The following is a 13,583-nucleotide window of genomic DNA, read 5'->3' on the forward strand; positions in this document are numbered from 1 at the left end:
GCCGGCAGGAACCAGCTCTCGCAGTAGCCGCCGCTGCCGCCGCCACCGCCCGCGCCGTTGCCGCCGGTCAGGAACCAGCTCTCGCAGTAGCCGCCGCTGCCGCCGCCACCGCCCGCGCCGTTGCCGCCGGTCACGCCGGTCACGCCACCGCCACCGGCACCCGCGCCGACACCGTACGCCCGGATCCACCGCGCGCCGGCCGGCACCACGAACGTCCCGTTCTGCGTGAACGTCTGCACGACCGGGCCGGGCGGCGCCCCCGGCCCCGGCGTGCCCACCCAGCCGACGATGTGGTTCCCCGCCGGGGGCGTCTTGAGCACCATCACCCGCGCCCGCACCGCCACCGGGCCGATCATCGACGTCACCCGGATCGCCTGGCTGTCCCCGTCGTGCAGCGCCCGGATCGTGCCGTCGCCGCCGACGCTCGTCACCGTCGCCGGCCTCAGCCGCCACGTCAGGCCCAGCCGGATCGCCTTCTCCAGCACCGCCTCGGCGAGCGCCTTCACCGGCAGCGCCAGGCCCGGCACCTTCCCGTCGCTCACGCCTCCCCGCCTTCCGTCTCCGGGTACGCCCGCCGCAGCGTGTGCCGCATCTCCCCGCCCGGCACCAGCGGCATCGTCCAGCCGACCTCCAGCCACCGCACCCCGTCGAAGCGCACCACCTCGTACGCGTCGTGCCGCGGGTCCACCGGGGTGCTCAGCTCCACCACCTCGTACACCGTCTGCTGGAGCCCCAGCGTCCGCGCGTACACCGTCGCCTGTGCCTGCGAGCGCACCTGCACGTCGACCGTCTTCGGCAGCACGAACCCGCGCTGCGCGATCGAGTGCGGCGCCGACGCCGGCACGTCGTACACCCCGACCACCGGCTCCGTCTCCGAGCCCGGGTCGTTGGACACCACCACGAAGCGGTTCGGCGCGGTCAGCAGGTCCGTCCCCCGGGAGATCGACCCCCGGATCACCCGCCGGGAGGCGTCCAGGTCGATCGTGACCGCCTGGTCGGCCGGGTCGAACGCCCGCCGCATCCGCAGCCAACCCCGGTGGTCGAACCACGGCATGAAGTACCCGCCCGACGTGGCCAGGTCCCGCAGCGCGTTCGCCCGCGACGTGCCCGGCGACCAGGCGGCCACCGACGTGAACTCCGTCGCGTCGATGACCGGCTGCCCGATCGGCAGGCCCTCGACCAGCCGCGCCGCCGCCTGGTCGACGAGCTGCCCGGCCGCGTCGAAGCCGACGTCCAGCTCCTGGTCGACCACGAACATCTCGTCGAGCAGCGTCAGTGGCGCCGTCGACCCGGCGCTGGTCACCAGGTCCGACGAGTCCGCCACCAGGTAGCGGCCCAGCCGGTACGAGCTGCCGTCGCCCATCACCATCCGCGGCGCGATCCGGTCGGTCAGCTGGTTGACCCGCTTCGCGTCCTGGACGCCGAGGGTCACCCCGGACAGCCGGGGGGATCGTCGACGTGCTGTCGTGGCTCAGGCTCGGCGACGTGTCCCGCAGCGGCGTGAGCTCACGCCGGCGTACCCCGGTCCGCCCGTCGATCAGGTCGAACCGGAACGACGCTGACCGCTGCCCGCGCCAGGCGGGCAGGTCGAGCAGGTCAGGCGGGGGCGCAGATGCCACGGCCGTCCACCTCCCACACGTTGCCCTGCGCGTCGGCGAACTGCGTCGTGCCGACCGCCTGGCCCTCGAAGTCGGGGCTCGCCAGCACCGGCCCGTCGACGCTGCGGCGAACCTCGGCCCGGGCCACCGTCACCTCGCCGGTCAGCTCCACGGCCAACTGCCCCGGGTCCACCGTCGGCGCTTCCGGGTTCGCCTGGTGGTTCCCCACCCACTGCCAGTCCTGGCCGTCCTCCGACGCCCACCAACTCGCGAGGCCGCTGCCGTTCTCGTACGTCAGCCGGATCCACCGCCGCTGGTTGCGCACCACCATCTTCGGCGTGCTCGTGCAGCCTTCGTACCCGGCGCCGCCGAACGCGGTGAAGCACGACGACACCATGTCGGCGGTCACCCTCCACCCGGTCGAGGGCTCCAGCACCCCGTCCGAGAGGTGCCTCAGCTCGGCGGACCACACGTCGCCGGTGGGCCGCAGCTCCATCCGCACGTCCAGGTCGTTGCTGACCGGCTCGTTGACCAGCAGCTCGGCGAACTCCACCCTCGGGTCCTCGTTCGTGTTGCCGCCGACCAGCTGCGCCCGCACGCCCACCTGGCCCGCGGCCTGCACCGACCCGTCTGTGGCGGACGCCTCCCACCGCCAGAACTTCTCCCCGGCCGGCCACACCGCCGCGCGGATCGCGTCGTCTCGGACCTGCAACCGCAGCCAGTACCACTGCCCCGGCGTGTGCGTCACGTTGCCGAGCGTCGGGGTGAGCACCGTCGCCGTCTGCGTCAGCGACGTCACGACGCCGCCCGCGGTGCTCTCCAGCTTCACGCCGATCGTCCCGTCGGTCTGCGCCGACAGCACCGCCCGCAGGGTGTTGCTGGCGTCCACGTGCCGGGCCAGCAGGTACGCGTTGATCGGCTGACCGGCCGCCGCCTCGGTGAAGCGGAACCGCACGCGCACGTCGACGTTCCTGACGGCCGGGCCGACGACAGCGCGCCGCAGGTCGAACAGGCTGATGAACGCGCGGTCGACCGACAGCTTGTGGGTGGCCGGCGGCGTGCCGCCCATCTGCACGATCAGCGTGGCCCGGGCCGTACCCGCCGGGGCTCCCGAGATGTGCTCGACGCGGGTCCACGTGTTCGCCGCCAGGTTCACCACCGGCCCCAACGTCGACGACAGGAACACCCCGGCGGCGTCGAACCAGTTGAAGCCGATCTGCACCGTCCGGGCGATCGGGCAGGACACCCGCGCCTGCACCCGGTAGGAGGTGCCGCCGGGGACGATGCCCGCCACCTGCTCCGACTCCACCCGCACCGTCGCGGCCGATCCGGTCGGGGTCAGCAGCCCGGCGGCCGACCCCGAATACCTCAGCGCCGTGTCCCGCACCAGCGAGCCGCCGACGGCCGTCCACGACGAGGCGTCCGTCTCGAAGTCCGGGTTCGCGTTCAGCGGCCTCGCCAGCCGGATCTTCCCGGCCTCCTGGCCGACTGAGAAGTCCTCCGGGGCGCCGCTGCCGATCTGCCAGCCGCCGCCGAGGCCAACCGCCACCGTCCGCTGGAACCAGTCGCTGAACACCGTCGGCGCGAGGGCGGCTGCCGGCGTCGGCGTGCTCGCCGTGACCGACATGACCAGCCCCTCCGGGCGCAGGCCCTCGCACGCGGCCGGTCCACCGTCCAGCGGGGCCGGCGTCGCCGTCACCTCCACCACCGTCAGCTGCGCCAGCTGGAGCTGCCCCGCCTTGCGGCGCTTCACCTGCCCGCTCGGCACCAGCAGCGTCGACAGCCACCGGTTGGTCAGCTCGTCGCGCACGCACACGTACGGCGCCGTGTCCCACGCCAGGTCCCGCAGGTCGCGGAAGCTGCGGTCCATCGTGTCCGGCGGCACCGCCGCCGCGTTCACCAGCACCGTCCGGGTGAACTCCACCCCGCCGCGCTCCAGCGGCCGGAACGCCGTGCGGTAGTCCCGGTCGAACATCTCCTGCAGCTCGACCTGCCCCGCCTCGGGGAACGTGAACTCCTCCACCGCCGACCGGTCGAAGTTCGCCACGTACGCCAGGTTCCCGGCCGGGTTGTGGTTGCTGGTCAGGATCAGCACCCCGGTGTCGACGTTGCGGCCCTCCACGCCCGGCGCGGCGATCGTCGCCGCCGCCGGGTCCGACCATGGGCCGGCGATGCCGAGGCGGTGCACCGTCCTGATCCGGTACCGCGACTCGACGCCCACCCGCGCCTCGTAGTCGTCGACCGCCGACACCGACGGCTCGACGACCTTCGCGACCGTCTCCCACTCGTCGGCGCCCATCGTGTCGTCCTGGCGCTGCACCTCGTAGTGGCCCCAGCCCGCCACCACCGCCGACGTGACCGCCACCCAGGACAGCCGGTGGTAGCGGATGCCGGTCGGGATCTTCACCGCAGGCCGGTCGCACTGCTCGTCGACGACCCGCAGCGGCTGCACCGCCGACTGCACCGCCAGGCCGGTCACCGCGTCCATCTCCTGCGCGAACATCAGCGTCAGGTCCGCCGACTCGTCGGACTGCCCGTCGACGACCGCCCACGCGGTCCTGCCGCCGTACCCGGTGTCCGCCTCGAACCCGGCCGGCTGCGTGCTCCACGGGTTCGCGTCGGCGCCGAGGACCTGCCACGGCGACTGCCCGTCCGCGCTGCTGGCGAACGTCCAGTACGTCGTGTCCCCCAACCCGTCGGACAGGTACGGCGGGTCGAGGCGCACCGTCACCTCCCGCCACCCGTCGGCGATCTCCGGCAGCGCGTCGAACTCCTCCACCGTGATCCGCGCCAGCGGGCCGAGCCGCTGGTTCGTGTCCGCCTCGTGCACCTGCGCCAGCTCCAGCGGAGCCCGGGTGCCCGGCAGGTGCCGGGCGTAGAACCGCACCCACACCCAATCCGCCGACACCTCCTCGACGAGCTGCTGCATCGTCCAGCCCTGCGGCGTCAGCTCCGACACCGTGGCCACCACCTGCGTCATGTAGCTGTGCGCGCTCAGGTCCGGGTTGCCCGGGGCGGCAGCCCCGGTGAACAGCACCACCGACGGCAGCTCGTCGACCGTCTCCACCGTCGGCGTCTGCCCGGCCCGCAGCGTCTTGCGCAGCAGCACCCCGCGGTGCGCCGGGTACGGCTCGACCGGCCCCAGCCGGTCCGCCTTCACCGGCACCGGCGACGCCACCGACAGCTGCCCGGCGTACGCCTGCCCGACGGTCACCGCGTACTCCCGCCCGCCGGCCAGCTCCACCCCGCCGGAGAAGTTCGTCGCCTCCCAGATCGGCACCTCGTAGTAATAGCCGCTGATGTACGCCGCCCCCTGGGACAGGTCGAGGCCGCCGCCGCCGACCCGGTTCTCCTCCCCGTACGACACCTCCAGCGCCAGGTAGTGCACCTGGAACACCGCCGTCGCCGCCGCGTTGGCGGCGACCTGGAGCCGCACGTTGATGTTCGTCCCGCCCGACGCCGCCAGCGCCGACAAGCCCGCCGGCGGGCTGCCCGTGCCGCCGACGTTCCGCGACCGCCACGGCACCCGGCCCCGCTCGACCGTCGGCGCCGCCGCCGCGTTCCACCACGGGTTCAGCTCGCCGAGGCGCGACCGGCCGACGGCCGTCACCCCGCTGTGGACCGCCGGCCCGTTCAGCGTCTCGTCCATCAGCCAGTTCACCCCGGCCGACGGGCGCTCGAGGCCGAGGGTCACCGCCGGGGCCAGGTCGGCGAACGGCCCGCTGATGACGTACAGCACCGACACGTCGAGGATCCGCCGGCCGTCCAGCTTCGCGTGGGTCAGCGACGAGTCCGTGTCGAACCAGAACCGCGCCGCCGCGTTCGGCCCGGTCAGCGTGATGTGCCGCGGGTCGGACGGGTTGCTCACCGCGTCCGGCGGCGTAGCCGACCCGCCGGCCAGCGCCGCGCCGGCCACCAGCGCACCGTCCCGCACCGGGATCACCCGCTTGCGCACCGGCCCGGTGCCCGCGACCTGGCCCGCCGGGTACAGGTTGACCAGCAGCTCCTTGCGGTTCGGCAGGCCCGGCGGCGGCGACGCCACATGCAGCCGCACCCTCCGCAGCCCGTTGCCGGCCGTGTGGCTGGCGCGGGCCCGGAACGTGTAGCCCAGCTCGCTGCCCGTGTCGAGCTGCACCGTGTCGGCCACCAGCGGCGCCCACTGCATCCCCAGCACGTAGGGCCGGTCCGGGTTGTACTCGCCCACTCAGATCGTCCTCACGGTCGTGGCCACGTCGCGGCGGGCCAGCGTCTGCAACACGCCTTCGCCGACCGCCCGGCCGGTGTCCAGCGCCTCCTGCCGGGTCGGCAGGACACCCTCGAAGGTCACCCGGATCGCGTCGCGCCCGAACACCACGGACCCGCCGCCGTCGCCGCCGAGCAGCCGCATCAGCCCGGACTGCTCGGCCAGCTCCCGCGCCCGGCGCGGCCGGTCAGCGGCACCACCACCTCGTCGCCGGCCTCGCCGCCGACGAACAGCGTCGGCCGGCGCAGGATCGCGCCGTTGGCCAGCTGCGGGATGCGCGGCAGCGACCCGGGCAGCTTGGCGTCGATCGACGCGATACCGGAGTTGATCTTGCCGATGACCCGGTTGATGAACCCCGTGATCGCCGACGTGATCGACCCGGCGACGTCGCCGATGAACCCGCCCACGTTCTTGAGCCCGTTCATGAACCCGCTGATGAGCTTGGCCCCCGCCGACACGAACTTCCCGGCCAGCCCGGCGATCCGGCCCGGCACGCTGCCGATGAACGACACCAGGGAGCTCACGCCGCTCGACGCCGCGCTGCGCGCCGCGTTCAACGCCGACGACAGCGCGCTGGCCATGATCCCCGGCAGCCGCGACAGCCCCGACATGATCCGACCGGGCAGCCCGGTCACGAACGACACCACTGCGGTGATGCCGGCGGTCGTCAGCGCCCGCGCGCTGGCCCACAGCCGGGTGAAGAACCCAGCCAGCAGGCCCGGCAGCGCCATGAGCCCGTTGAGGACGAGGCCGGGCAGCGTCGTCACCGAGAAGATCAGCAGGCCGATGCCAACGCCCACGGCCTGGAGCGCCATGCCCAGCGCCGAGGTAAACAGGTTCCACAGCATCCCCGGCAGGCTGGCCAGGAACGCGCCGATCTTCCCGGGCAGCTCGGCGAACCACTGCCCGATCGACGTGAAGAACCCGACCACCGCGTTCCACGCCGACGAGAACGCCCCGCCGATCGCCGACCCGACCCCGGCCCAGTCGATGCTGCCCAGCCAGCCGCTGATCTGCGACAGCCAGCTCGACACCCCGGACAGCGGTTGCAGCAGCCAGGCCAGCGCCGACGCGATCGCCGAGATCAGCGGCGCGATCGCCTGCGCCGCCAGGAACTGCAACAGCAGCGCCGCCAGCTGGATCAGCGGCGCGGCCACCTGGATCGCCATGGTCATCAGCTGCGCCATCACCCCGATCAGCGGGGTCAGCGCCACGACGACCTGGATGATCGGCGGCAGCAGTGACACGATCGTCGGGATCAGCGGCATCAGCGCGTTCACCAGCACCCCGGCCAGCGGCGCGACCTGCGCCAGGATCGGGGCGAGCGCCCCGCCCAGCGCGGCCACGACCTGGCCCAGCGGCGGCCCCATCTGGGTGAACAGCTCGGCGAGCAGCCCGGCGACGGGGGCGAGGACCGCGGAGAGCGTCTGCCCGATCTGGAGCAGCACCGGGGCCAGCGCGGACACCAGCGGCCCGATCAGCGGGCCCAGCGCGCCCAGCGCGGTGGCCAGCGGGCCGATCAGCATGGTCACCAGCTGGCCGATGACCGGCAGCAGCGGCGCGACCGCCAGCGCGATCGACGCGATCACCTGCGCGATCGGGCCCAGCGACGGGGCGAGCGCCTGGATGCCCACCGACAGGGCGGACAGCACCCGGCCGAGCGCCGCGCCGAGCGTGCCGATCGCCGGGCCCAGCGCCGTCGCGACGGCCTGCAACGCCGGCACGACCGCCTGCACCAGCGGCATCAGCGCCGGCACGATCGACTGCCCGATGATCCCCAGCAGCGTCATCAGCACCGGCGACAGGCCCGACGCCGCCGCGCCCAGCGCGGCGAACACCCCCTGCAACGCCGTCGCGCCCTCCGCCGAGGCGAAGAACTCCCGCAGCGTGCCGGTGGCCATCACCAGGCTCCCGAGCAGCCCGCCGCCGCCGGCCGCCTGGCTGACCGCCTGGAACACCGAGCTGAGGATCCCGCCGACGTTGCCGGCGACCTGGCCGAGCTGCCGCAGGACGCCCAGCGCCGTCTGGATCGCCGCGGTGGCCGTGCCGCTCTGCGCCATCGCCGACAGCCAGCCGCCGAACTTCGCCCCCAGCCCTCCGGCCACACCGGACAGCTGACCCAGCGACGGCAGCGCCACCACGGCTATGTCACGGAACCCGGCCAGCAGCGGCCCCACCGCTACGGCCAGGTTCGCCACCGCCTCCTTCGCGGTGCCGAGCACCCCGCGCAGCACCGACACGGTGGCGCCCTCGCGGGCGAACTCCAGCGCCCGCCGCGCCGCCAGCCCGTACTCGGCGGCGACCCCGACCAGGCCGGCGCGCAGCGGCCCGGCCAGCACCGAGGCGGTCTGCTTGACCTGCCCGATCATCGGCGCGGCGAACGCGTCCTGCGTCGCGGTGCGCACCGCCTGGATCGCCGGCTGCACCGCCATGAACTCGCGGGCCAGCTTCTGCGCCTGCGGCGACAGGTTCTCCAGCGCCTCCTCGAACGCCTTCGCGTCGCCCTCGGCGACCGCGCCCAGCACGTCCCCGAAGCCGGCGGTGGCGATCTTCAACGCGCCCATCGCCGCCCCGAAGACGGCCGCCGCGCCGGGCGCGACGAACGCCGCGCCGCTGACCTGCGCCAGCGCGCCGGCCAGGCCGACGAGGCTGCCCGACGCGCTGGCGGCGATCGCGCCAAGCGCGCCCACCTTCAGCGCCGAGCGGAGTCCGCGCTTCAGCTCCGGCGCGAACTTCTTCACGTCGCCGATGATCTCGATGTACGCACGCCCCAGCGCCACGCCCCCAGCGTAGGCCAGTTTCTACGGTCGCAATCTCCCACTGCGGCCATATAGCCATACCTCTCGCGACCAAGGCGATCCCTTGACGTTGCACGAGCGGCGGCCGACGATCTGTGGGACGGGCAACAACGTGCAACTATCGCTGGGAGGCAGGGGCATGCGGTTAACGTTCTTGGGCAAGGAGTCGACGGGCGGGCAATCCCCCACGCTGTACGCCACGGACCGAGACAGCTACGTCGTGCAGGGCTGGAAGGTTGCCGATCCCACGATCCTCGCCCTAGAGACAGACCAGGAGACAGTCGTCGAGGTGCCCGCCCCACTGATGCGCCACCTGGCCAAGAACGGCCTCAACGGGGTAGTGACTCGGATCGAGGCGCCCATCCTCGACGTCACCACGGAAGGCAACTACATCATTCAGGGTGCGCGTGTAACCGACCAGGCCGCTCTCGCTCTAATGGACATCCCGGGCCATGAAACCTGTGTCGAGGTTCCCGCTCGCCAAATGCAGAACTTGGTGGCCAGCAGTCGATGAAACCCATCACCAGTGCCGAGTTCCGGTCCATGTTCCGCCCCGGCACCCGAGCGTGGCATTTGGAGCTGCGTGACGCGTACCACGTCGAGGACGAGGACGTTCCGTTCGACTTGTGGTTGCGCGGCATACCGGACGACTTTGCATGGCGGAGAGACTGGCTGTCCTTCATGAGCGAGGTGACGTCGGCAGGGACTGAAGTTCAGCGGCTGCGCGTTGTGACGGAGCCCCTGTCGGACTACATGCGCTGGGCGATGGAGCTGGACCCGGGCAACATCGAGGCCGGCGAGGAAGTCAGGTACCTTCCGCGTGCGCAGGTAGCCGAAGGCGCGCTGCCCGCCGAGGACTGCTGGCTCTTCAATGACCACCTGCTCGTCCTCAGCCTGTTCAAGCCGGATGGGCGTGGTGCCGGCTACGCCGTAGAGGACGATCCGGAGCAGCTGACCCTCTACCGGGCAACCCGTGACGACCTGTGGCCGCGTGCGGTTCCGTACGCCGAGTACCAGCCTGCAACGACGTGAGCACACCTGCCCGTCAGGCCCGGGAAGCGCTGGGGGTCAGGCTCAGGGACATCCGGCAGGACGCCGGCCTGACGGGCAGAGCGCTTGCCGCGGGCGCCGGTTGGCACTTCACGAAGGTCTCCAAGCTGGAGCACGGCGTCATCAACGCCTCCGAGGACGACGTACGCACGTGGTGCCGGCTGTGCGGGGCCGACGACCAGGTGGCGGACCTTGTCGCGGTCGTCCGGTCCATCGACGCCATGTTCGTCGAGTGGCGGCGGCTGCTCAAGTCCGGCACGCGGGCACGGCAACGGGAGAGCGTCCGCTTCGAGGCTGACACGAAGCTGTTTCGCGCATTCGAGCCGCAGTTCATTCCGGGACTCCTGCAGACAGCCGAGTACGCCGCCGCCATTCTCAGCACGTTCATCGACTTTCACGACCTGCCGGACGATGTGGAAGAAGGCGTCGCCGCGCGAATGGAGCGTCAGGGCATCCTCTACCGGGGCGACCATCGGTTCCACATGGTGTTCTGCCAGGCGGCCTTGACCCTGGGCGTCGCGCCTCCCGACGTGCTCGCCGGTCAACTCGATCGGCTGCTCGCCCTTTCGGCCCTCCCCCGCGTTCACCTGGGTGTCATTCCCACCCGCGCCGCACACGGCTTTCTCCCCATGCACGGGTTCTGGATCCTCGACGCGAAGACCGTCCTCGTCGAAACCATCTCCGCAGAACTCAAGCTGACCCAGCCCCGGGACATCGCCGTCTACAGTCGGGCCTTCGAACGGCTCGCCGGGTCAGCCGCCTACGGCCGAGAAGCGCGGGCCCTCATCACGGGAGCGCTCCGGGATCTAGACGACGACGCGAGTTGATGCAACATCGTGCAACATCCTCGCACGCCATCGGCGGCCGCCCATACGGTCGCAGGTGGGCGTGATGCACAGTGACCGCTCGATCACTGATGAACGCCCGGGTCCAGAGAAGGCTGGGGGCTACTCGTGGTCGTTCTATCTACTGGTCGGGGAAAATCACACAGCGGCAGGTCCGGGACCGCCTCGGCAGGCCGCTTGGGTTCCCCTCCACCTCGGGAACAACTCGTGGTCCCGCCCCCGCCGCCCGGCGAGGCGGTCCCCGGCTACGGCTACGTCGTCCTCACCCCCGGCGAGCGGCTGACCGTCGCCGGCCACATGCTCGCCCTGCACGAGCCCAACGGCCCGGTCATCCGCGTCGGCCTCGCCTGGCCGTTCATCGCCGTCAACCACCGCAGCTGCGAGTGGTGCCACAACCCGTGGCCGTGCAACGCTGCGAGCTGGGCGGAGCAGGTCCAGGTTGACGCCTACGGGTGGGCGCTGTGACCCGCGTCGGCCGGCACCGCCAGCGCACCCGGTGGGGCCAGGGCCGCAACCAGAGCCACCGGGCGTCGGAACCCGAACCGACGCCCGGTCCCCCGGCCCCGGCCCTGGCCCGGCCGCGCACCCAGCCCGCCTGGAACGCCCCCACCCGCATCGACTGGCGTGCGGCGACCCTGCTGCTCACCCCCGCCCAGCGGTACCGCGCGAACGGAGGCCGCAGGTGAACGACGGACCCGGTGCCCGGCTGCTGTCCGGCACCTCCCTGTGCGGGCGACGCGCTGCCTGGACGAACACCGCCCGCCCGCCGCGCATGGCCGCCAGCACCGACCCGTACCTGCTGCGCACCCTGCTGTGGTGCGGCCCCTGCGACGTGCCCATGCACCCCCACCCGGGGCGCGGCCAGCGCACCTACAAGTGCGGCCAGGGCTGCCGCCGCATCGAGCTGCCCGCCGAGGCCATCGAGTCGGTCACATGGACCGCCGCCGAGCGCCGCGCCCACCTCGCCGCGATCCGCGCGCCCTTCCGCGCGTCCGTGCTGGAGCAGCTGCTGGTCAAGGTGGTCGTCGTCGCCGACGCCCCCGACGACCTGAGCTTCATCTGGCGCACCTGAGCCCGCCCGCCGCATCGAGCGGCCGGCGACCACAACAAGGAGCAGCACCGTGGACCCGAGACAGCGCCCGATCGGCCAATGGTTCAAGTCCAGCAAGTCCGGCCCCAACTGCGACAACTGCGTCGACGTCCGCTTCCTCGGCGGCGGCGACGTCGAGCTGCACAACAGCCGCGACCCGCAGGGCCCGACCCGCGTCTTCGACGCGGGCGAGTGGGACGCCTTCATCGCCGGCGCGAAGGCGGGCGAGTTCGACCTGCCCGCGCACGCCCGCTGACCCGGGCGCCGGCCCCAACGTCGTGGCCGGCCCCCGCACGACCCCCGCCGGTCGCCGCTGTCCGCGCAGCGGCGGCCGGCGGGCCTGCTTCCGGCCCCGCACCCGTCACCCCGGCCCGCTACCGTAAACACCACTGTCCCCCGACAGCTCGATCCACGCTGCCGGGAGGACAACCAGTGGACATCATCAGCCGCGCCGAATGGGGCGCCCGCGCCCCGGAGTCACGCTCCACCGTGCCCTGGTCCAAGCGGACCGTCTTCATGGGCCACTACTCCGCCGCGAGCGCGACGCAGACCCCCCGCCAGATCCAGGACTTCCACATGCGGGTCCGGGGCTGGATCGACGTTGGCTACAACTTCCTCATCAACTCGATCACCGGCCACATCTACGAGGGCCGCGGGTGGACGACGCTCGGCGCGCACTGCGCCGGCCACAACACCGAGGCGATCGGCGTCTGCATCATCGGCAAGGACCAGGCCGGCAAGCAGGACGTCTCCGACGCCGCCCGCCGCGCCTTCAAGTGGCTCTACGACGAGGCCAACGACCGCAAGGGCCGGCGGCTCACGCTGCTCGGGCACCGCGACCGCGGGTCCACCGAATGCCCCGGCGACGAGATCTACGCCTGGCTCAAGGCGGGCCTGCCCACCGTCGGGTCGACGCCGGCCCCGCAGCCGAAGCCGCCGGCCGGCTCCAAGCCCGCGCCCGGCACGCCGATCGCCTTCCCCCTGCCCGCCGGCTGGTACTTCGGCCCGGCGTCCGGCCCCGACTACTCCGTCTCCGGCGCGCACGAGCGCTACTTCCGGGGCCGCACCGACCGCGCCTGGCTGCGCGAGTGGGCCACCCAGCTCGGCCGGCGCGGCTGGTCGATCGGCAAGGGCAAGCGGTGGCTCGGCGGCGCCGGCAACGACGGCATCTACGGCCCCGAGTACCGCGCGCTCGCGCTCGCGTTCCAGGACGACCAGGGCCTCCGCGAGGACGGGCTGATCGGCGTCAACACCTGGAACGCCGCTTTCCGCAACCCGGTGCGCTGAGCACCCAGCCGGTCCGGTGAGGGGGCAGGTAGGTGTGGCTGGGGGCGCAGATCGTCAGGGCCGCTGGCGGGGACGTCTCCGGTCTCACCGTCGCGGTGGGGGCCCTGGCGGTGCTGGCGACGCTGGTCACGGCGCTGCTCGGGTTCCGGGGCACCCTGCGCACCTCCGACGTGCAGCGGGAGGCCAACTTCGACCAGCGGGTCGACGCGCGGCTGCGGCTCGACGTGTTCGCCGCCGGCCTCGACCCGGACGAGCTGGGCAGGAGGTCGTCACGTGAGCCGCCACAGTGAGCCGCGACCGTACGGGCTGCTGACCGACCAGCCGGGGGTCGTCGTGCACAACCCCCGGCGGCAGCTCGCCAAGCTGCTGACGCTCTACGCCGTGCTGCCGCTGCTGTGCGCGGCGGCTGCGGCGTACATCGCCGTCACCCTGGCCAACGCCAGCATGGACCGCCGGGTGGCCGCGCTGGAGCAGGACCAGGCCCAGCGGCGGCAGGCCGCCGCCGCAGCGGACCAGGCGCGGGACGCCCGGCTGACCCAGACCCGCCGGGACCTGTGCGTCGTCCTGGACCGGTGGTGCCCCGGGACAGGCCCGTACAGGACCTGCGCCGGCGGTACGGGTGCACCGCCCCGGACCCGGCCCCGGCCCCGTCCCCGTCGGCGGGCCACCGCC

The 13,583-nt window shown here is 72.9% G+C and carries 14 protein-coding genes and 1 pseudogene; 10 read left to right on the plus strand and 5 right to left on the minus strand.

All coding sequences use genetic code 11. From position 1 onward, the window contains the following. The 5 genes and pseudogenes from JNW87_RS23995 to JNW87_RS24015 all read right to left on the minus strand — a co-directional run. Positions 1-542: pseudogene (locus JNW87_RS23995) on the minus strand (hypothetical protein); the annotation flags it as partial. Further along, complete coding sequence (locus JNW87_RS24000) at positions 539-1,432, minus strand: hypothetical protein (protein ID WP_238454427.1); 894 nt, start codon at positions 1,430-1,432, stop codon at positions 539-541. The pseudogene JNW87_RS23995 and the gene JNW87_RS24000, both read right to left, overlap by 4 nt. A gap of 164 nt (positions 1,433-1,596) precedes the next feature. Beyond that, a complete protein-coding gene (locus JNW87_RS24005) occupies positions 1,597-5,802 on the minus strand; it encodes a hypothetical protein (RefSeq protein ID WP_238454428.1) in 4,206 nt (1,401 codons plus the stop codon). Further along, a complete protein-coding gene (locus JNW87_RS24010) occupies positions 5,803-5,985 on the minus strand; it encodes a hypothetical protein (protein WP_238454429.1) in 183 nt (60 codons plus the stop codon). It lies immediately after the preceding gene. Continuing rightward, entirely contained in the window at positions 5,985-8,621 is a 2,637-nt protein-coding gene (locus JNW87_RS24015; RefSeq protein ID WP_238454430.1) for a hypothetical protein, read from the minus strand. Before JNW87_RS24015 ends, JNW87_RS24010 begins: the two co-directional genes overlap by 1 nt. 82 nt (positions 8,622-8,703) lie before the next feature. On the opposite strand from JNW87_RS24015, the gene JNW87_RS24020 reads away from it, so the two are divergent. The 10 genes from JNW87_RS24020 to JNW87_RS24065 all read left to right on the plus strand — a co-directional run. Continuing rightward, entirely contained in the window at positions 8,704-9,153 is a 450-nt protein-coding gene (locus JNW87_RS24020; RefSeq protein ID WP_238454431.1) for a hypothetical protein, read from the plus strand. Then, the gene (locus JNW87_RS24025; RefSeq protein WP_238454432.1) at positions 9,150-9,671 is read left to right on the plus strand and encodes a DUF6879 family protein; all 522 of its coding nucleotides are present in this window, start codon (positions 9,150-9,152) and stop codon (positions 9,669-9,671) included. Before JNW87_RS24020 ends, JNW87_RS24025 begins: the two co-directional genes overlap by 4 nt. After that, the gene (locus tag JNW87_RS24030; RefSeq protein ID WP_238454433.1) at positions 9,668-10,516 is read left to right on the plus strand and encodes a helix-turn-helix transcriptional regulator; all 849 of its coding nucleotides are present in this window, start codon (positions 9,668-9,670) and stop codon (positions 10,514-10,516) included. The genes JNW87_RS24025 and JNW87_RS24030 overlap by 4 nt, the downstream gene beginning before the upstream one ends. A 225-nt stretch (positions 10,517-10,741) precedes the next feature. Then, a complete protein-coding gene (locus tag JNW87_RS24035; protein ID WP_238454434.1) occupies positions 10,742-10,999 on the plus strand; it encodes a hypothetical protein in 258 nt (85 codons plus the stop codon). Continuing rightward, complete coding sequence (locus JNW87_RS24040) at positions 10,996-11,220, plus strand: hypothetical protein (RefSeq protein WP_238454435.1); 225 nt, start codon at positions 10,996-10,998, stop codon at positions 11,218-11,220. The genes JNW87_RS24035 and JNW87_RS24040 overlap by 4 nt, the downstream gene beginning before the upstream one ends. Beyond that, the gene (locus JNW87_RS24045) at positions 11,217-11,606 is read left to right on the plus strand and encodes a zinc ribbon domain-containing protein (protein WP_238454436.1); all 390 of its coding nucleotides are present in this window, start codon (positions 11,217-11,219) and stop codon (positions 11,604-11,606) included. Before JNW87_RS24040 ends, JNW87_RS24045 begins: the two co-directional genes overlap by 4 nt. A 49-nt stretch (positions 11,607-11,655) precedes the next feature. After that, complete coding sequence (locus JNW87_RS24050; protein WP_238454437.1) at positions 11,656-11,880, plus strand: DUF397 domain-containing protein; 225 nt, start codon at positions 11,656-11,658, stop codon at positions 11,878-11,880. Between the two features lie 176 nt (positions 11,881-12,056). Beyond that, complete coding sequence (locus JNW87_RS24055; RefSeq protein ID WP_238454438.1) at positions 12,057-12,911, plus strand: peptidoglycan recognition family protein; 855 nt, start codon at positions 12,057-12,059, stop codon at positions 12,909-12,911. Positions 12,912-12,943: 32 nt separating this feature from the next. Further along, positions 12,944-13,201 carry a hypothetical protein gene (locus tag JNW87_RS24060; protein WP_238454439.1) on the plus strand — a complete coding sequence of 86 codons (258 nt, stop codon included), beginning with the start codon at positions 12,944-12,946 and terminating at the stop codon, positions 13,199-13,201. Beyond that, the coding region (locus JNW87_RS24065) for a hypothetical protein (protein ID WP_238454440.1) at positions 13,185-13,583 on the plus strand (399 nt) is incomplete at its 3' end. The genes JNW87_RS24060 and JNW87_RS24065, both read left to right, overlap by 17 nt.

Origin of the sequence: Micromonospora sp. ATA51 (assembly GCF_016802855.1) — a bacterium.
Taxonomy (GTDB): domain Bacteria; phylum Actinomycetota; class Actinomycetes; order Mycobacteriales; family Micromonosporaceae; genus Micromonospora; species Micromonospora sicca.

What these genes read in the sequence shown, in the direction of transcription:
- JNW87_RS24010 (WP_238454429.1), bottom strand. Translation starts at nt 5,985, where the DNA reads ATGCGGCTGCTCGGCGGCGACGGCGGCGGGTCCGTGGTGTTCGGGCGC.
- JNW87_RS24025 (WP_238454432.1), top strand. Translation starts at nt 9,150, where the DNA reads ATGAAACCCATCACCAGTGCCGAGTTCCGGTCCATGTTCCGCCCCGGC.